Source organism: Ruegeria arenilitoris, assembly GCF_013030265.1.
GTDB lineage: Bacteria > Pseudomonadota > Alphaproteobacteria > Rhodobacterales > Rhodobacteraceae > Ruegeria > Ruegeria arenilitoris_E.
The window spans coordinates 25298-44805 of the sequence record NZ_WPZQ01000011.1 but is presented as its reverse complement, the minus strand read 5'-3'; the positions used below and the strand labels follow the sequence as shown (position 1 = coordinate 44805).

The following is a 19508-nucleotide window of genomic DNA, read 5'->3' as shown; positions in this document are numbered from 1 at the left end:
GGCAGGCAGAGATCGATCACATTTTGCAGTCGGCCGCGTAAGCGTCAGAATGACCTTCCAGCGCTGCACCGATGATCTTGTTCGTAAAGACGTCGCCTTCCTTGATCACTTCGCGTGCATAGATCGTCTGCACCGGGTGATGGTTCGGGCCAAAGGCGAAATCCCCGCGTGTGCTGTCAAAGTCAGCAGCCCGCAGCGCTTCGCGGAATGCATCTGCATCGGACGGGTCAGCCTTCTCAAGCGCCGACAGCAACAGGTTTGCAGTGTCAAACCCCTGACTCGCGTAAAGCGATGGCAGACGACCGTACTCGGCCTGGAAGCTTTCGACGAAAGCTTCATTGGTTGGGTTGTCGATGTCCTTGTTCCACTGCGATGTATTCACGACGCCAAGTGCTGCGTCCCCAACGGCCTGAAGGATGCCCTGGTCAAAGCTGAACGCAGGACCAACAACCGGAAGGTCAATACCGCTGTCAGCATATTGCTTGAGGAAGGAAATCCCCATGCCGCCAGGCAGGAAGAAGAACACGCTGTCCGCGTCACTTGCCCGGATCTGCGCGATTTCGGCGGCATAGTCCGTCTGACCAAGCTTGGTATAGACTTCACCGGCCAGATCACCCTTGAAGTACCGCTTGTAGCCGGTCAGAGCGTCAGTGCCCGCCGGATAGTTCGGTGCCATGATGAAGGTCTTTTCATAGCCCGCTTCATTGGCATAAGCCCCTGCGGCCTCGTGCAGATTGTCGTTCTGCCACGCAACGTTGAAATAGTTCTGGTGGCAGCCTTTGCCTGCGAGCGGTGAAGGCCCGGCATTGGGCGACAGGTAGAACACATTCTGGTTCACCGCCGCTGGGACAACCGCCATAGCAAGGTTGGACCAGATGATCCCTGTCATCACATCGACACGCTCGGACTGGATCATTTTATCCGAAAGCTGAACCGCAATATCCGGTTTGCGCTGATCATCTTCGATCACGACCTCAATGTCGTCACGGCCGGACTGTGCAATTGCCAGCATAAAACCATCGCGAACATCAATTCCAAGACCCGCGCCACCACCGGACAGAGTGGTGATCATCCCGACCTTGACCTCAGCCAGTGCGCCTGTTGCGCACAGGGCAGATGCCGCAGCGGCCAATAGCAGCTTTTTCATTTGTTTCTCCCTTGTTGGTCTTTCCTATTTCATACAAAACTCGGGCGCTCTGAACACCCGTTCGAGGCCTCATTTTCAGACGAAATTTCAACACGGTGTTGAGATATCCGGGAAACGAGAATGCACAAGGCCATCGAAAGCGCGCTAACGACCCTGTCAGCGACCTCAATTGGAGCTATGCACCTGCCATGCAGAGCAAAGGCAGGAAACTCTTGGCCAGATCAATAAAAAGTTGGCTGGTGTCGCAGATCAGTCGAAAGCTCACAAAACGGAAATGGTTCCAGCGGCTAAAGCTATTTTCGAAACCCCTGGCCTGATTAATCGGCCAGCGGTTCAACAAGTTAGGAAAGCGGCATGCGTTCATCCGATTTGATCATGCAACCATAAATCTAAGTTTTTTAGCACTTATTGAACGCAGGAAAATGCAAACCAGTTCAAGGTAATGTCAGGACGGCACACCTAAGCCCTGTCAGAAAGCAGTTCGCTTGCTTTCTCTCCAATCATTATAGCTGGAGCATTAGTGTTCCCACTAACGATTTCCGGCATGATTGAGCAGTCGGCGACCCGCAGGTTTTCGATTCCGTGCACCTTCAGGCTGGGATCTACGACTGATCTGTCGGACGACCCCATCGCACAGGTACCGGTGGGATGATAAATCGAAACAGAATTAGATCTCGCCCAATCCAGGGTTCCACTGTAGTCGTCAGTGGATAGTTCGGCTGTCGGCCGGAACTCTTCCGAAATTTTTGAAGCAAGCGGATTATGACGCGCGATCTTGCGTGCAATATTCACTCCATCAACGATGGTGCGACAGTCAACTTCGGTCGACAGGTAGTTCGGGATAATCTTCACGTGTTGAGTAGGGTCTGGACCATTCAGACGCAACTCTCCCCTGCTCTGGGGGCGCAGCTGACAAACCGACATCGTGAAGGCCGAGAACGGATGCACGCCTTCACCGGGGCTGTCTGCAGACCATGGCTGAACATGAAACTGAATGTCAGGCGTTTCCACCTCAGGTCTGGTCTTCAGAAATCCTGTTGCAAGGCTGGCCGCCATTGTCATCGGACCTGCCCGGAACAATGCGTATTTCAGAGCAATACGAGCCTGATTGAACAGACTGCGCACTTCGTCATTCAGCGTGGGCTCATTACACTTGAACACCAGACGCGCTTGCAAATGATCCTGCAAACCTTTCCCGACACCAGGCAGCGTGTGCACAGGCTCGATTCCGTTTTCCTTCAGGTGTTCGGGGTCTCCGATGCCGGACAACATCAGGATCTGTGGAGAGTTTATAGCCCCGCCGGACAATATGATTTCACGACGGACTTTTATCGTTTTCTCATTCCCTGCGCGGTCTCGATACACAAGCCCTGTGGCCTTTTTGCCGTCCAGCACGATGCGACTGACCAAGGCATGTGTCATGATATTCAGGTTTTTCCTGTTCCTAACAGGTTTTAAATAAGCAACGGCGGCACTGCACCTGCGACCGTTTCGCGTAGTTAGCTGAAAGTAGCCAACACCCTCCTGCCTTTCACCGTTGTAGTCAGGATTGAACGGATATCCCGCAGCCTGCGCGGCCGTGACCCACGCGTCACAGATTGGTCGCTGAATCCGCATATTGGAAACCGAGAGCGGGCCGCCGATTCCATGGAAATCGTCCTCCCCGCGCTCCTGATCTTCGCTACGTTTGAACAGGGGCAACACGTCATCCCAACCCCATCCCGTGTTACCCATTTGGCGCCAGCGATCGTAATCTTCTTTCTGGCCACGAACATAAAGTAACCCGTTCAGCGAAGATGACCCCCCCAGCACCTTACCACGCGGCCAGTCTATTGATCGTCCATTTAGACCTGGATCCGGTTCGGTGCGATAACACCAGTCGAGAGAAGGGTTATGCATGGTCTTGAAGTAGCCGACGGGAATGTGAATCCACGGATTGGTGTCCGGCCCTCCTGCCTCAAGCAAGGCGACCGTCGTCTGAGAATCGGCACTCAGTCGGTTGGCGATGACACAGCCCGAAGAACCGGCTCCGACAACTGCATAATCTACCTCCATGATGGTCTCCTCCCAAGGTCACTGAAAAAAACCCTATGCAAATTGCCGGAACTATACTAGCATTTTTTGATACAAAAAGTCTCATTAATTGCGATCAGGGAGGTAAGCAATGGAGATCGGTAAGAAACTAAGCGGTATTTCAAGGCGGGATTTTTTCCGTGTGGCTGGACGCTATGGCATGAGCTCGACGCTGCTGGCCGCAGGTGGATTCGGCGGGGCGATGAGTCTGGCCAATCTCGCGCAAGCAGCTGAATCGACTTACGAAAAACGGTTCTCGAAAGAACCAAAGCACACACTGAAATTCGGTGCGTCCGGCTTCAACACCCGCAACCTGTTGATCGAGCGGGCGGGCGCTATCGAGTTCGCTCGCGACCTGGAAGAGCGCACCGATGGCGAGATTCGCATCGAGTTCATCGGTGACAACCAGATTTGTGGACAGCTGAGTTGTGTGGAGAAGACACAGCAGGGAATCGTCGACATCTATGCGGCCTCGACCCAGAACTCGGCTGGTGGCGCACCTTATCTGAACGTGCTGGACTATGCCTATATGTTCCCCAGCCGTGCAGCTCAGTACCACTTCTTCTATAGCCCGGCGAGCCAGCGCATCCTGCGTGAGCCACTTGAAAAACGGCATGGGCTGAAATTCTTGTTCACCCACTGCGAACTGCGCGGCCTGCAAATGGGCTCGACCTTTGCTGACAAGCCGACCGTTACCAAACTGGAAGAGCTATTTGGCACAAAGAACCGCGTGACAGGCACACAGCTTGGCCGGATCGCCATGCAGCTTCTGAACCTGAACCCGGTTCCGGTTGCGTGGGAAGAAACACTGGACGCTCTTAAAACCGGCCTGATCGATGGTGCCGAAACGTGGGCATCGGCTGTTGCCTACGCCAATATGGCGCCTGTGGTTTCGCAGTCAGTAAACCTCAAGTTCTTCTGCGGAACCGAGCATACATCGATGTCTGCAAAAGTGTTCGATAGCCTTGGAGGTGAACTTCAGGATGCAGTGATGGAATCGTCGTATTTCACACAAGCCCTCATCCAAGGCGCGAACGAAGCTGCGCTTTTGAACACGGTCGGTTTCTCGGAGCCCCAGCTTCCCAACACGATCTTCGCGGAAAACGGCGTTCGTCCGGCCTTCCTGCCCGATGATCAGATCAAACTGGCCGAAGAGATGTGCGCCCCGAACTACAACCCTGAACCGTGGGCACAGTGGCGCGAACGTCTCAACAAGTGGGCCGGTGGTATCGACACCTACCAGGAGATCTACGACATCGCGCGCGAGATCCCCGCAGACACCTTGCCGGAAAATGTTGAACCACGCCGTTGGTGGATGGGCCAAGCCTGATTAATCTGACCGAGCCGGCCTCAAAAGGGCCGGCTCATTCAAACACCGACTGGGAGGACGGGGTTCATGTCATTATGGGCAGATATCGGCGCGATTTTCAGCGCCTTGCTCACTCGCGATTCATTCGAGATCCAAATCGCCTTGGAATCAGATGCCGCTTGGATAGTCGGCGTGATTGTTGCAGCCTTGGGCGGCTTTTTGGTGATGCTGATCTATCGCAAGGTGCCCTTTATCGAACGCCATCTTGAGCGTTCGGTGATGGTATATTCCTACCTCGCCATCGCATTGATCATCTTTTGGGGCGTGATCGACCGGTTCGTCTTCAATGATCAGGAACCCTGGTCCACCACCATTCCTCCACTTCTGTTCATGGTGATGGCCTGGTTTGGTGCCTCCTATAATGTTCGTCTGCGTACACACCTCAGTTTCAGCGAATTCCGCACGGCGATGCCGCGAAGCGGGCAGTTGGCCTGCCTGATACTCGATGCCGTCCTGTGGTTCATTTTTGCGGTGATCGTCATTGTGACCACGTCGCGGCTTGTTGCGCTGTCCGCTTCGAATTTTCAGATCGTGCTCGGGACCGACAACATCATGCAGTGGTGGTTCCTGCTTGCTGCCCCGCTTTCATTCTTCCTGATGGTCGGGCGCGTTTTTCAAAACCTGGCAGATGATCTCAACAACTGGAAAACCGGCGAGCCGCTGATCAAGCAGGCCGTTATAGGAGCAGACTGATGACAGATGGTACATGGGTCACTCTGATCTCTCTGGGGGTCACGTTTCTGTTCATGCTGGGCGTGCCGGTGCTGCTGGTTATCGGCTATTGGGTGATCGGTTGCTCATTCGTTTTGGGACTAACACTCGACAATATGGGCGCCGAGCTGCTCAATGTTTTCAACAAGGGATTTGCCCTGCTGGCTATGCCGTTGTTCATACTGACTGGCGACCTGATCAACAAATCTGGCATTGCCCGTCGGCTTAGCGATTTTGCCTATGCCTGTCTGGGCTGGATACGCGGCGGGTTGGCGATGGCTTCGTTGGGGGCCTGCGGGCTGTTTGCTGCGATCTCGGGATCGAACTCTGCGACTACCGCGACAATCGGGTCAATGTTGCACCCCGAGATGGTCAAAGGCGGATACGACGAACGTTTCAGCGCCGCAACTGCAGCAGCTGGTGGCACCGTTGGGATCATTATCCCACCGTCGATCATATTCATCGTCTACGGCTTCCTGATGAACCTGCCAATCTCCGAGCTGTTTGTGGCTGGCATCCTTCCCGGTGCACTGATGGTGTTCGGCATGCAGTTTGCATGCTGGATCATCTGCCGGATCAACGGCTGGGGTCACCTGATCCCTTTGCAGCTGAACCGGGTTCTCAAAACTGCTTTCGGTGCCTGGCTTGGTTTCTTTGCGATCGGGCTGGTCTTGTGGGGGATCTACACTGGCAAGTTCTCTCCGACCGAGGCGGCTGGTGTAACTGTCGGGTTTTGCGTGATTGCCGGATTGGTCAGCTACCCGATTAATCGCATTATGGGTGCGCGCGGCGATATTTCACCCTCTGAAAAGACCTATGCGGAAATGCTGGTCGTCGAAGGTTTCACGATCCCTGAAATCCCCTCGATCGTGATCCGCTCTGCACAAATCACGGGAATTCTGGCGCCATTGATCGCCATATCTGTCGTCATGCAGCAAATTCTGTCCCTGCTCGGCGCCCAGCAGACAATTGGCGATTTCGTGACATCAATGGGCGGCTATCACGCAGTTCTGTTTACATCGATGGTGATTGTATTCTTCTCGGGAATGGTGCTGGAGAGCTTACCTGTCACGATCATCCTTGCACCAATCCTTGCCCCTATTGCGGCCTCTGTCGGGATTGATCCGATTCACTTCTCGGTCATCTTCCTCGTTGGCGCCTCGATCGGTTTCATCACCCCACCATATGGCCTGAATCTCTATGTTGCATCTGGCGTGACGGGTGTGCCGTATTTCCGCCTGCTCAGATACACAGTTCCGTATCTCGCAGCGCTGCTTTCGGTATGGATTTTAGTCTCTTTGGTACCTGATCTGGCCTTGATCCTACTACCAAACAACTAGAATGTAACGGGATGGTATCTACGGACGCATCACAACGTGAAACCCAAATTCCCACGAACTTGCGGTTACTTCTGATCCTGGAAGAAGTGGCAAGGCGCGGTGTTCCCGTCAAACCGGCAGAGTTAGTTGATACGCTCGGTCTTGCGAAACCGACAATTCACAGGCTGCTTCAAACCGCTGAAGCTGAAGGGTTTCTTCAACGCGATCTGGATGGCAGATCCTACGGGCCGGGTCCGCGCCTGCGCCAGCTGTCGGTCAACACGATGTCGGCAGAACACCTGCGCACTGCGCGGCTTGCGATTTTGCGAGGCATTGCCGACGAAGTAGGAGAAACCTGCAACCTCGCCATCCCCGACCGGGAAGGTATGATTTATCTCGACCGGGTCGAAACAAAGTGGCCACTTCGAATTCAGTTGCCAATTGGCACCCAAGTACCTTTTCATTGCACGGCAAGCGGAAAGATGTACCTCTCGACCCTTCGCCAGAAGACGCTTGATGGCTACCTGTCGGCTCGAAAATTACTTCCCCAAACCGACCATACCTTGACGAGGCCCAAAGCGCTGCGAGATGAGATTACCCTTATCTCCCAAAACGGTTACTCCACAGACAACGAAGAGTTCATGCTTGGGATGTCTGCCATTGCAGTTCCAATTATTGACGCCAATAAACGTCTCGTTGCTACTTTGTCGGTACACGCTCCAACTCAGAGGCATGACGTAGATGGGTTAGTTCTGTTTCTGGAAACTTTACAGCGAGGGGCAAAGAAACTTTCTAACTTGCTTTCTTTTGATCAATAATAAGCGAGCTTCCGGCGATCAGCGTCAACACCGAAAGGCAGAATGTACAGTCGTTTGGATCAGGGTAGATCGGCCTCGCTCGCGAGTGTTTGCGAAGTTCTCGAACGGCACTCAAAGCCGACCACCAATCTTACAAGTCCAATACCACCTAGTGGCCAGTCAGGGTTAATGCCTGACCAACGAGAGGCGGTTCTGTGCAACATCGGAACAGAGGTCTGCTTTAAGCCGGTCAATGGGCAGGTATACGACGGACATTAAACAACGCTATCAGGAAACAGAGTCAGACACGGATGAAACGAGAAGGTTCGTGTTCACCAAACAGCTCAACTACGATACTTCCCGCTTTGCCACTCGCTAGATCTTCAAATGTCAGCATTGAGCGCGATCCGGGTGGAGCGTTTTCCGTAACAAAGTCGAAAACCATGGTGGCTCCGTCCCACGGTTGCAGCAGGTAATCCTGCGAATGCGGTCCAACTAACAATACCAATTGCTCTCCCGTCGCCTGAATCTCCACAGTCCCAAAATATGGGTGGCTGTACTTGCCGACAGCGGTTTCGAAATTCAGAGGAACGGCCGCGTCGACCGGGGGAAAGGCGCCCACAGTATGGCCGAGTGGGTCAAAGAACGGTTTGAACAATTGAGAATAGCCTGCATACCAATCGCGGGTCTGCTTTCCAAACTGAGCCAGATCGGTGAATTCCGCTGCGATGGATTCCACCGCCCCTACCGGAGATGCATTCGACAATACGACGATGCCGAGATCTAAAGAGGGAATGAGAGAGAAACAGGTGCCCGTGCCCATTACAAAGGCCCCTGAGTGGCTGAGTTTTACCCGCCCGGAAGGTTCGGTGCTGACATTGAAGCCAAACCCATAGAACCCGGCGCGGCTGTCTGGGGATGTCGGCGGTGATGATACGGTTTGCGGACTGATCGCAGGAAGCAGGGCCTCGGGCGGAATAATCTGATCGTCACCGTAACGGCCATTTGCCAGAATCAACTGCATCCATCTGGCCATATCGTTGGCAGAGGAACTGACACCACCTGCTGGCGACTGCGCGTCAGGCATGCGCTGAAACTGCGGGAGAAACACTCCATCGCTGGGCGTATGAGGAACAGCCCGGTCAGTGACCGCCATGTAGTCAGCGAAACGCGAACTAGTGCGCGTCATACCAAGCGGCTGGTAAATCGCCTGCTCAGACAACGTTGCCCAATCCATCCCCGCTTTTTCCGCTACTGCTTCAGCGGCGGCGGTGAGGCCGAAATTGGTATAGGCGTAAGATGTCCGAAATGGAGCGAGGGGCAGCAACCGCAGATGCTCCAGTATCGTTGTGCGGTCAAAGCCCAGATCTTCCAAATCATCGCCTGCGTGATCTGGCAGACCAGACCTGTGACTGTACAGGTCCCCAATGGTCAACAACTCACTTCGCGCCGGGTCCGACAGACGAAACCATGGCAAGAGTTCATGCATGGGGCTGTCCCAGGAAACAACTCCTTGCCCCACTTGCTGCGCAACCACTGTGGCCCCGACTGATTTTGATACGGAAGCGATCTGAAACACGGTGTCCGGGTTGATAGTATCCGATGACCCCACGCGACGCAGACCGTAACCGTTGGTCAAAACTGTTTCACCCTTGTGCACGACCGCGACGGAGACGCCAGGGATACCGCTGCGCGCCATGATCTCGGCAACGATATCATCCAGTGCCGCGATTGCGGTCGCAATCTGACCAGGCGGCACCGCAACGCCCGCCATTTGAGACGGCGATGGCGTCTGGGCATACGCCGTCAGAGGCATACCGACCAGCGAGGCGGTCGCAGATCCAAGGAAAAACCGACGGGAAATAGAATTGGTTTGCATAATAAATCTCGGCTAATTCATACAGGTAACTCTAACCATAGTTTGGTGAACTGCATAGATTCAGGACCAATTGATTTGTTTGAAGTCTGGCCGTTGGCAGCGTTCGCGCTTTCACAGGCTATGTCGCAAACTAGCTGAAAGTCCGGATCGGCGTGATACGGGACGAACTTATCCAGCGATCCCGACAAAAACCCGAAAGTCCGAGGTTACAGTTCTGTAGAACGACCGATCCACCAAGCCTTTGATAGAGGCGTACCAAAAATGATCTGAGACACGCCGTGGCGAACTTGGCGTTTCACCCCTGCTGCGGTTAGAGAAACCAAAATAGACACGCCCCTGTCAGACAAAATCTTCACGTCGTTGCACGGCAAAAGCCAGGTGCGGACTATTCCGAATAACATTCCAATCGGGAGCCCGCGTGAAACCAGGCGTCCTGAGCACAAGCGACAGTAGGGCGTCTTGTTCGACAGTCAGCAGGTTAAGCTCACACAACCGCTCAACCGCTTTGCGCACTGACATCTGGCCGAATTGAGGCGCTACACGCTCCTCCAATTGAGTGGCCCCAACAATAGTGGAGGCATGCGCCAGGACCGCACACTCTGCGGGCGAAAGCTGATGCTCAATGCGCTGATCTGGGCACCGTGTGTCAATCGCAACATCCTTGTCCAGATACAGCTCAGCAGAGCCAGCATCATTCTGCCAAACCGTCAGCGCCTTGAGTGTAGGTTCTGCGCGGTTCTGTGCCGTGGTGTCTGATTTATCGATGATGTCAAAGTGATAGGAAAACTGAGTGAGATCCTCTTTTGGAACATCAAAGATATATTTATAGGGCTTTGCCGGTCGAACCTGAATGCCGTAGGCTTCGGGATAGTCGTAGTAAGGGCTGAAGCGATCAGCCCGGACGGGGCCGACCGAGCCCGGAGGTTGCAGGTGGTGCAGGTGCGGTATCAGGTGCGCCATACGTTCAAAACCTTCGGGATTTTCACCCGGGAATCCGAACAGGAAACACCATTCGACAAACACACCGGCTTCTGCACAAAGTTTCAGGGTCTGAATGTTCTGAATCCCAGACACGCCTTTGCGCATATGTGTCAGGGTTTTCGTATCAAACGTTTCGATCCCTGGCTGAACCTTTCTGACACCTCCGTCTGCCAAAGAGGCAATCACGGCCGGTGAAAGGTTGGATTTGACCTCATAGTGCATCAGAAACGGGCGTTCATCCTGCGCCAATTTAGGAATAAGCGTCCTGAGATAGCGATGGTCCAGAATGTTGTCGACCACAACAAGGTCCGGGCCATACAAATCGGCCAGCTCACTGAACTCTGCAAAAGCCCGATCAGCAGATTTGCTGCGATAGGTCATGGACTGGCCGTTGAGGCCACAGAATGTGCAATGGTGTTTGGCACCCCACCAGCATCCACGAGAGGTTTCAATTGTCGCCGATGGTTTGAACAGATCCGGCAAACCGGGCGTATTGTTAAACCTATCAAAAAACGAGGTGAAGTCCGGGACAGGCAGCGCATCCAGATCGGTGACCAGAGGGGCCGTCGCATCTTTGAGCGGCCTCGTCTTTTGTGATTGCGTCAGTATGCCCGGCACATTTGGCAGATCATCACGCGACCGCAATACACCGAGAAAATCGGGGAATGCTTCATCTCCCTCACCAATGCAGACTGCGTCCAGTTCAGGGTGGGCTTGCAACAGGGCCTGACCGAGCGGCCCTTCGCAATTTGCGCCGCCCATCACGATCACGACATCCTCAGATCGCCGACGTACAGCCTTGGCGATGGCCAATGAAGACATCACTTGCTGAAACGACGATGTGATGCCTACTACGGTCGGTTTGTCCTGAAGGATTTCTTCGGCGCACCTGTCCACAAAGGCACCGACCTGTTCGCGGGCCGAAATGGCGTCTTGCATCACGGTCAGCCATTCCACGCCTGACACGTGATCAGCCAGAACCGTCGTCAGATACTCAAAGGCAACGGCTTCACTCCGGGGATAGATCAGGTCACTGAAAACCCATTCGCCCAAAAGCGCCTGATAAAACCTTCCGTCCGATAAAAGTGAATAGCGATCCAGCCCAATGAGTTCTGCGAAATCAAAGCTAAAGAACTTCTCGCTTGTCCGGGCACCTGCTCTGCGGGCCAGTTGTGCAAGCAACGCCAGCCCCAGACCAGGATGCTGAAGCGATGAAAACGGCATCGACACCAGACACAGACGATGATGTTCTGCGTCTGCATCAAGTGTCGGGCTGAGTGCCGTTTCTGTCATTGCGCGTCAGGCGCAGCGAGGCCGGATCACACCGTCCGAAGACACTTCGTATGCTTTCCTGATATCGGACATCGCAGCCTGTACATCGGCGCGACCATCGAAGACAGCGCTGATCGCTTTCAGCAGGTCAACCGCGCTACCGTCCTCATCAACAGAGATGCCCAGACGTTTAACGACGTCTTCTGGGTCAGCAATAAATTCCTTACGAAAAGATTCATCAAGAACGCCTCGACCAATGATCATCTGAACATCTTCAAGCGTTAATCCGTGTTTATGTTTGTCTGTCACGTCAATCCCTCTTATTAATATTTGTATACGGCTAGTCCATTAACCATGACGTTTCAATTAATTTCAATCGTCAGGTTTATCGAAAGGCCTGCGGGCCAGATCTTTAAGGTGCTATAATCTACAAGAATTTTTACGTAGCGAAGTTGTACATTTTAACAGGACTTTGACAGAATGGCAGGCAACGTTCAGATAGAACCGACAGAGCGCAAGATGTGCACTGTCATGTTCGCTGACATAGTCAAATCTACGATGATGATCGGCTCTCTCGATCCCGAAGATGCTGTTGACCACCTTGGACCAGCAATCGAGCTGATGATGTCGACCTGTGAGAGTCATGGCGCGACGACACTATTTACCGGTGATGGAGCCCTGGCAGTTTTTGGGGCGCCTGATGCAGATGAAGATCATGCGATCAAGGCAATCGCAAGCGCTCTGGAAATCATCCAAAACCTGTCGAAAATGGACGGCGCGCAGCCAGATATTCGGATTGGGCTGCACTGTGGCGAACTGTTGGTGAGTCATCTCCAGCACACGCTGGGTGAAGAGCAAGCATTCCTTGGCCCAGTCATGAACATTGCCAGCACGATCGAAAGCCGCGCCCGTCACAACGTAGTTACTGTTTCCGGTGCAGTGATCGAACACGCGGGTGGGGTATTCGAACACGAACCTGTCGGCGAGCTTGAACTCGGCAGTCTGGCGGAACCCATTAGATTGTACGAGATACGGGCGCGTAAAAAACAGGTCTCGCGGTGGCGTTCACGTATCCGAAGGGGCCGGTCGCCGTTTGTCGGCAGAGCACAAGAACTGGAACGTATGTTCGACGCCTGGAACACGATCCGTTCCGGTCAGGGCAATGCAGCTTTGCTCATAGGAACCGCGGGAATTGGAAAGTCCCGATTGTTGCATGAGTTCGCCGACAGCGCTTTCCTTGGCAAACACGAAACGCTGGAATTCAATTGTACATCACTGGATCAGGAAGCTGCGTTTCTGCCGATTACGCGCGCAATTACATCCTATCTTCAATACTCTGATCCCACATCCAAAATCGGGCTAGAAGCCAGACTGTCTAACGTGTTGGCAAGCCTTCACGATCTCGGCGAAGCAACAAGACAAGAGCTGTTTTCGTTATTCACGCGAGTTCAGCCCCAATCCGAGATTGGTGTGGCCGACCATTTGCACCGCAGAAAGCTTCTGGTCGATGCGCTTGCGCGGCTCGTTTTGGCTCTGGGTTCCGGGGCGCCAATGGTGCTGATTGTCGAAGATCTGCACTGGGCCGACAAAGGTACGCTGGACGTAGTAGACACTCTGCTGGACAAAATTGCGGCACAGCGCGTCCTGATCCTGTTAACGTCACGCAATGCAGATTTCGTTTCATCCGGGCCAAAACCTTTGCTGGACGTCATCCACGTACCCCCATTGGAAGCTGCGGCTTGCAAAAACCTGATCAGATTGCTGCTTGATAACAGTGGCGTCGATCAGCTTGTCGCCGGATACATCGAGGAATTGAGTGACCGAACTCCGCTGTTTGTCGAAGAGTTTGTGTACAATATCCGCGACCGCCTGGATGATGACAAACATCCCAACAAGCTTCCCGATACTGTGGATGAGTTCGACATCCCCATAAGAGTGCAGCCTTTGATTGCCTCGCGTATCGATGCACTTGATCTTGAAGATCGAAAGGCGTTGCAGATCGTTGCTGTCGGCGGAATGCAATGGAACCGGGACGTATTGTTCAACACCCTTCAAAGTGAGTTCCAAGATGCGCAGGCCCGGGTCTACAGCCTAATTGAACAGGGTCTGCTCGAGTTTGCGGTGGGCGGAAATGCTCAAACCATTCGGTTCCGCCACGCACTGATCCAGAAAGTCGGCTATCGCAGTGTTCCCAGGCTGCGGCGGTACAAACACCACCGGACCATTTTCTCAACCTTGAACAAGGATGGGGATACCGACAATCTCGACCACATGCAGTCGGTCGCCCGTCATGCGGATGGTGGTGAACTCTGGCTGGACGCCGCAAATGCCTATAACCACTGTGGTGAGTTGTCGATCAAGCTCTATTCGTTTGAGGCAGCCGTATCATTCTTTGAACACGCTCTACGCTGCATCGATAAGATCCGTCACGAGGCTGATGCATTTTTGGTGGCCAAGCTGGGGCTGCAAGCGCGCAGGGGCTTGCGTGTATCTTTGGTGGCCAGCGGGGACTTCGAACGTATCCTGAGCATTTCGCGCGAGGCTGAGGACTTGTGCAAAAAGATCGGAGATACATCGTCCCGTATCGCCTCGCAGATTGACCAGGGGATCATGCTTTCGGTTCTTTCGGACGTGCGGGATGCTATAAGAGTGTCGCAGTTTGCATTGATAAACGCCGAAACGTCTGGCGATACGATGCTGCAAGCCAAGGCCGCCTTTGCTCTGGCCCAGGCCGCTTGGTTTCACGGGGATTATCTCAGCTCGGTATCTGCAATAGACCGTCACGAAAACCTCTTTGCCGAGACATTTCGTACTGTGGACATAGGTACCACGGGTTCGATCTCGGTTTTGGGCATTGCGACGCGGGCCAATGCTTACAGTATGGCCGGACGGTTCACTGAAAGTGAAAAGGATATTCGCACTGCGCTTAGCATCGCCGAGGAAACCGGGAAAGCCTATGACCAAAGCTTTGCGCTTGTCGCCCGAGGAATACAGTCTTGCATGAAGCGCGAGCTGGACACTGGAATAGCCGCTCTCAGACAAGCGCTTCGAACGTCGGATTCGGCCGGAATCGATGTGCTGTGCTGTTTTTCCGCTGCTCCTTTGGCTCGATTGCTTGCGCTAAAACACGAATTCGATGAAGCACGGACTGTTCTCAACAAGGGTCTTAATCTGGCTCAGTTGATGAAAATGGATGCGTTTGAAGCCTGGCTGCTGACGGCAGAGGTCCATGTTTTGCTGGAGGAATCCCGACATTCTGAAGCAAGAGAATTGGCAATCGACTTGTTAGATCTTTGCAGCCGAAACGGATATTCCGGTTTCCGGAACGAGCTTAAGATTTGCATTGAAATGCCTGAGTTCGGTGATCACTGGTTCGCTACGAAGTGACGGTTGTTGTGCGTGGGCTCTTTCACCTTGCAGAAATATGTATCGAGGATCGAGCGAGGTGTATGAATATCTGATCGCCCTCACCAACAGTGTGATGCCCTTCGATCCGAACAGTTATGGGTTGGCTTTGAAACGCAGCACTTGAGTATTACAGTGTTTCCGCCCCAAGTGCTTCAACTCATTCGACACGGGCAGGAACATCCGCGTCTTCGGGATAAGTAAGGCCGAGATGTTCGGGGCGAAAGCCAATTGTTGCCGGACCACGAAGTGCCGAAGACTCATCCGCTCCGCAGTTTCGCGCCAGAGCTTGCAGTTCTCCATCACAATGGGCCTTCCAGGGATACCAAGAGCTTTTCTGGCGATATCGCTGTTTCCTAACGTCTGGTCATCACAGGCGGTTTCCTCTCAACACCTCGCTTCGACGGCACCTACCGAGGGATATTCAAGATCACCCAAACCTCTCCAACACGTTACGGGTGACTTGCTCAACTTGCCAATCCCGGCGCGTCAATCCCATGACCCATTCACAGGTCGCCGCGTTGAACACCTCGCCTTTGCCACGTACCCAATGAACGATCACGCCATTGCCGCGAGCGCTGCGATCCACGGTCTCGGGCGTAACCTCACCAAACACAGCCTGTGCCTTGAACTGCGCGTCAGCGTCACCGATATAGGCCGTCTCGCCCCACACCCCATGTGATGGCTCCACGTTAGTTGCGAGCCCCAGCGCCAGTATCTGTATCGCCTGATCAGCCCCATCGCTGCCGGTAGCAAAGGGCAAACCGTCCTCCATCTGGTAATCAACGCCGTCCACCTCATAGCCAAAGATACGTGATCCTGCGCCCAGTTGATCGCCATACCCTAGCTCTGTGTTCCGGAAGGCCCAATGCTGCGGTCGATAGACGGTGTAACCGCCGCTGCCCTGCCCCACGCAGCGGCCCAGACCAGCATAGACACCTTTCAGTCCGCTTGCACCGAATGTCCTGGTGCCCGGCCAATTCACCGGGGCGACCTCCCAGGCCGCAGTGACCAGATGCGCCTGATCCGTCCCCACCAGAGGATCGCGGTCTGCTGTATATTTGTAACAGATTTGGGTCCTACCCTCGTCTTCGATCCGCGTCTGCCACAGGAAGTTACCGCCAAATCGAGCAACCCGCCCTCCACCATCGACGTAGCGATCCACCGCATGGCGCATATTGGCGGTCCAGTACTCATCATGGCCGACAAAGATCACGCATTTATGGCGGCGCAACAACTCCGGATCGGCCTCTAGATCGTGCTGCGTGGCAAAGTCCAGTTCGAACCCCTGCGCCTCTGCCCAACGGGCGAAATGCCGTTCATAGCTGGCCCAGCCAGCTGAGGCGTATTTCTTGGAATAGCCATAGGCGTATGCCCACTCCATATAGGGGTAACGCACCATTCCGCCGGGGACATGGGCACCCTCTGGCACTGCGCGAGGGGCACCCTCCGGCAGCTTGCAGAACCCCCGCGTCCATGGGCGTTGGGTTGAGACGATCGGGGAGAACGCGTTGCCTTTGGGTCCGGTAATCCCTTCGTAGTGGTTTGATCCACCCCAGCAATTGTAGGCCAGCCAGGTTCCGGTGGCGCAAACCAGTAAGTAAGGCGTCGGTGGCTTTGAGGGTGCTCGGCGCAGTAGGATCAGGTGGTGTTCCTCGATCCTGTCTCCGTCACACTCGGCGCTGAACGTGATCAGGTAACCACCCTCGCGCCAGTCGTCGGGGATGGTGAATTCGTAGGCGATATCCCAGTCACACCCCTTTACCGAACAGTCGGACGGCGTGTCTTGGTGTATTCCCGCAAGCCCCGACTCGCGTAGCAGCGGCTCATAGCGTTGTCCGTCCCGGCCAATTTCCAAATCCCAGGTTTCCGCAGTTGTTGACACTCGCAGCGCCACCCGGTCACCCGGGGCATAGGTCATCCGGTCAGTATATCCCCAAATCTCGAGCACCGCGTCATCACGCGACGGGCCGATGTAGTAGTTATCGAGGATGTGCCGCGCCTTAGCCCGCGTGCGGGGCGTCGTGGCAGGACCTGAAGTTTCCGAATGGGTCATCTCGACATCCTATTCCGGCAAGTACTTTCCGGACCAGCTTTCCGCTATCGCACCGGAGGCGATCATGGCGTCGATCTGATTACGGGAAAAGCCGATTTCGCCCAGAACCAGGCGAGTGTCGGCTCCATATTTGGGCATCGGCCCGGGGATGGTAATGGCCGCACGCGCGGGACGGACCGCATTGGGTGCCACAAGATCACACCAGCGGCCCATAGGGTGCTGGTCATGCCGGATCACACTGAAGGTTCCCCGGGTCAGATCGATCCGGTCATCACTTTCCGGCTGCAGAACTGCATCACGTGTGTCGTGCAGCGAACCCAGTGGCATCACGGTGCTAGAAGTTCCGGCAAATGCCTGCGACCAGTAGGCTACGTTGCGCGTGGCGAACTGTTGTGAAATCGCAGCCACCATTTCTACTTCGGGCATCGCGACCAGATCAGCAAATTCCGGCAGGCGCGCCAGCGCCTCCCTCCCTTCGGATGGCGCAGCAAAGAACATCCAACCATCCGCCGCGCGGTAGCAGTGATAAAACGGCCCCCAACCCAGAGCCTCGCGCCCCGCAGGCTCGTCGAAGGCTGCGCGCCCGTCGAAGTCATACATCAACTGGGCCTGAATCAGATTTCCTGCCCCGGCCAGCGCTGCACGCGCGATACCACCTTTGCCAGTTTTCTCGAGTCGCAGCAGCGCCGCGCCAAGTGCCACACAGGCACAGAATCCAGTCAGGACGTCGATGGTTCCGAAATGCGCATGTTCTTCGGGCGTTTGCATACCACCGCCAAAGCGCACCATGACCCCGGTCGCCGCCTGCGCGAGATCGTCATATCCCAGATGATCAGATTTAGGCCCGCGCGCCGGGCCCCCAAAGGCGTCGAGCTGCACCAAGATCAGCCGCGGGTTGATAGCCGCCAGCTGCGCTTCGCTCAACCCCAAGGCGTCACGCTGTTCGTCGGTACCGTTCATTGTTATCACATCCGACGCCTCGATCAGTCGCCGTAAAGCCAACTGACCGTCGTCCGAGCGCAGGTTCAGCAGAACACTCTTTTTTCCGCGATGCGCGTGCAGGCCAAAGACCACCGTATTCCAAGGATCAACCGAAGGATCCACTGGCTGAACCGAGGTCACCTGCGCTCCATACCGGGCAAGAGTTGACCCGATGGTCGGGCCGGCAATCACGTTAGTCAGGTCCAGCACCTTTAGTCCTTCGAGCCACCCGCCCTCTCCGTCGCCACCTGCGGCTGTTCGGGGAACCTCGGCCAGTATGTCGGATAGAGGGGCGCTGTCCGGTTCAGGCCCAGGGCTTTTTTGCAAAGCCCCCGCATCCCCGGCGAGCCAGGCCACGTTTCCCATCTGCCGCATCTTGCCATAGCGCGGGTCATCAACCTCAAGCACCAGACCCGAGGCCAGCGCGTGGGCGTCTGCGAGCCATTCCTTTGAAAACCGCTGCGCCGTGGCCGGTGCCTTGGCCGCTCCGAACAGTGCTTCCCATTCAAATGAAGGCTTGGTCAGGAAAGCAGCCTTCATTGCCGACGACACCCGCTCTCTGTCACGTTCGCCAACGGGATAGTTTCGCAGCGACCATTCATCGGGCCAATCACGTGTATCCAGATAGGCATCGAAATCGGGCAGTTCGTCGGCGAGCTTTTTCAGCCCCAAGGTCTCCAACACCCGGCGCGGGTGCGTCTTCACGCTTCCTGCCACCACATAGAACCCCCGCCCGTCGGCACAGGTATAGGTGCGATAGAATGGATCCAGGAACTCTTCCAGTTCGCTAAATCCGAGGTTCATGGGCAGGCCCGCGGCCGTTCGCCGGTCGAGCTCCACTTCGCGTGGGGATTTGTAACGTTCGGGGTAATCCTCGATCTGTTCGCAGTTGTAGACGAGCCCTTCAAGCAAGGAAGATGCCAGTGGGACCTCGATATGCTCGCCGCCATTGCGGTCCCGTGCAAGCAGGGCGAACTGCACAGCCATCGCGCCAAATGCTGCGCCATAGGCAGAGGCCAGAGTGAGTGGAGTGAAAGAAGGGTTGATCCCCATCAGCCGCCGGTTCAACCCCATGTCGGTAAAATGCCCGGTGCGCGCGGCAATCACTGCCTCCCACGCGGGCAGATCGGCCAGCGCCGGATCGGTCGAGGCGAAGCCCGGCAAAGACAGCGACACGATGCGCGGATTGATTTCCCGCAAGGCCTTCGGCCCCAGGCCCAACCGCTCCATCACCCCGGGTCGGAAGTTTTCGATCACCACATCGGCCCGGGCAGCCAAATCCCGCGCAGTGGCAAGGCCCGCTTCGTTTTTCAGATCCAAGGTCAGCGCGGACTTGCCACGTGACAGCATATCGGTGGTTGGTTCCTTTAGCCTTGGGCCTCCGGGCGGATCAATGCGGATCACCTCAGCCCCCATATCAGCCAGCATCATTCCGACCAGGGGGCCCGCCAGATACTGGCCGAAATCAAGCACGCGAATATAATCAAGGGGCCGTGTTGTCATGAAAACGTGTCTCCT

The 19508-nt window shown here is 55.1% G+C and carries 12 protein-coding genes; 5 read left to right on the top strand and 7 right to left on the bottom strand.

Translation table 11 applies throughout. The features are described 5' to 3' along the window. Positions 1-16: 16 nt before the first annotated feature. Together GOX61_RS18150 and GOX61_RS18145 are read right to left on the bottom strand one after the other, a co-directional pair. Positions 17-1147 carry an ABC transporter substrate-binding protein gene (locus GOX61_RS18150; RefSeq protein WP_170335999.1) on the bottom strand — a complete coding sequence of 377 codons (1131 nt, stop codon included), beginning with the start codon at positions 1145-1147 and terminating at the stop codon, positions 17-19. A 459-nt stretch (positions 1148-1606) separates the two neighbouring features. Next, the gene (locus tag GOX61_RS18145) at positions 1607-3202 is read right to left on the bottom strand and encodes a GMC family oxidoreductase (protein WP_170335997.1); all 1596 of its coding nucleotides are present in this window, start codon (positions 3200-3202) and stop codon (positions 1607-1609) included. A 109-nt stretch (positions 3203-3311) separates the two neighbouring features. Here GOX61_RS18145 and GOX61_RS18140 point away from each other — a divergent pair, with 109 nt between their 5' ends. The 4 genes from GOX61_RS18140 to GOX61_RS18125 all read left to right on the top strand — a co-directional run bounded on the left by GOX61_RS18140 (position 3312) and on the right by GOX61_RS18125 (position 7437). Further along, positions 3312-4550, top strand: coding sequence for a TRAP transporter substrate-binding protein (locus GOX61_RS18140; RefSeq protein ID WP_155147646.1), 1239 nt, complete (start codon positions 3312-3314; stop codon positions 4548-4550). Positions 4551-4616: 66 nt separating this feature from the next. After that, positions 4617-5282 carry a TRAP transporter small permease gene (locus GOX61_RS18135; protein ID WP_170335995.1) on the top strand — a complete coding sequence of 222 codons (666 nt, stop codon included), beginning with the start codon at positions 4617-4619 and terminating at the stop codon, positions 5280-5282. Next, positions 5282-6640 (top strand): TRAP transporter large permease, encoded by a 1359-nt coding sequence (locus GOX61_RS18130; protein WP_155147642.1) that lies wholly within the window; start codon positions 5282-5284, stop codon positions 6638-6640. The genes GOX61_RS18135 and GOX61_RS18130 overlap by 1 nt, the downstream gene beginning before the upstream one ends. A gap of 11 nt (positions 6641-6651) precedes the next feature. Continuing rightward, positions 6652-7437 (top strand): IclR family transcriptional regulator, encoded by a 786-nt coding sequence (locus GOX61_RS18125; protein ID WP_170335993.1) that lies wholly within the window; start codon positions 6652-6654, stop codon positions 7435-7437. Between the two features lie 280 nt (positions 7438-7717). On the opposite strand, the gene GOX61_RS18120 is transcribed toward GOX61_RS18125, so the two are convergent. The 3 genes from GOX61_RS18120 to GOX61_RS18110 form a co-directional block, all read right to left on the bottom strand. Continuing rightward, entirely contained in the window at positions 7718-9295 is a 1578-nt protein-coding gene (locus GOX61_RS18120) for a serine hydrolase (RefSeq protein ID WP_170335991.1), read from the bottom strand. A gap of 339 nt (positions 9296-9634) precedes the next feature. Further along, complete coding sequence (locus GOX61_RS18115) at positions 9635-11569, bottom strand: RiPP maturation radical SAM C-methyltransferase (protein ID WP_170335989.1); 1935 nt, start codon at positions 11567-11569, stop codon at positions 9635-9637. A 6-nt stretch (positions 11570-11575) separates the two neighbouring features. After that, positions 11576-11857 carry a hypothetical protein gene (locus GOX61_RS18110; protein ID WP_155147633.1) on the bottom strand — a complete coding sequence of 94 codons (282 nt, stop codon included), beginning with the start codon at positions 11855-11857 and terminating at the stop codon, positions 11576-11578. A 171-nt stretch (positions 11858-12028) separates the two neighbouring features. On the opposite strand from GOX61_RS18110, the gene GOX61_RS18105 reads away from it, so the two are divergent. Beyond that, positions 12029-14935: an ATP-binding protein gene (locus GOX61_RS18105; protein ID WP_170335987.1), complete on the top strand. Its 2907-nt coding sequence runs from the start codon at positions 12029-12031 to the stop codon at positions 14933-14935. 448 nt (positions 14936-15383) lie between these two features. Here GOX61_RS18105 and GOX61_RS18100 read toward each other — a convergent pair whose 3' ends face one another. Both GOX61_RS18100 and GOX61_RS18095 read right to left on the bottom strand, forming a co-directional pair. Further along, the gene (locus GOX61_RS18100) at positions 15384-17009 is read right to left on the bottom strand and encodes a N,N-dimethylformamidase beta subunit family domain-containing protein (protein ID WP_155147630.1); all 1626 of its coding nucleotides are present in this window, start codon (positions 17007-17009) and stop codon (positions 15384-15386) included. Positions 17010-17018: 9 nt separating this feature from the next. Continuing rightward, positions 17019-19493: a CoA transferase gene (locus GOX61_RS18095; protein WP_170335985.1), complete on the bottom strand. Its 2475-nt coding sequence runs from the start codon at positions 19491-19493 to the stop codon at positions 17019-17021. Positions 19494-19508: the final 15 nt, after the last annotated feature.

Coding starts and splice junctions, on each gene's coding strand:
- GOX61_RS18145 (WP_170335997.1), bottom strand. CDS start 3,202: ATGGAGGTAGATTATGCAGTTGTCGGAGCCGGTTCTTCGGGCTGTGTC.
- GOX61_RS18125 (WP_170335993.1), top strand. CDS start 6,652: ATGGTATCTACGGACGCATCACAACGTGAAACCCAAATTCCCACGAAC.
- GOX61_RS18095 (WP_170335985.1), bottom strand. CDS start 19,493: ATGACAACACGGCCCCTTGATTATATTCGCGTGCTTGATTTCGGCCAG.
- GOX61_RS18140 (WP_155147646.1), top strand. CDS start 3,312: ATGGAGATCGGTAAGAAACTAAGCGGTATTTCAAGGCGGGATTTTTTC.
- GOX61_RS18100 (WP_155147630.1), bottom strand. CDS start 17,009: ATGACCCATTCGGAAACTTCAGGTCCTGCCACGACGCCCCGCACGCGG.
- GOX61_RS18130 (WP_155147642.1), top strand. CDS start 5,282: ATGACAGATGGTACATGGGTCACTCTGATCTCTCTGGGGGTCACGTTT.
- GOX61_RS18150 (WP_170335999.1), bottom strand. CDS start 1,147: ATGAAAAAGCTGCTATTGGCCGCTGCGGCATCTGCCCTGTGCGCAACA.
- GOX61_RS18105 (WP_170335987.1), top strand. CDS start 12,029: ATGGCAGGCAACGTTCAGATAGAACCGACAGAGCGCAAGATGTGCACT.
- GOX61_RS18115 (WP_170335989.1), bottom strand. CDS start 11,569: ATGACAGAAACGGCACTCAGCCCGACACTTGATGCAGACGCAGAACAT.
- GOX61_RS18120 (WP_170335991.1), bottom strand. CDS start 9,295: ATGCAAACCAATTCTATTTCCCGTCGGTTTTTCCTTGGATCTGCGACC.
- GOX61_RS18135 (WP_170335995.1), top strand. CDS start 4,617: ATGTCATTATGGGCAGATATCGGCGCGATTTTCAGCGCCTTGCTCACT.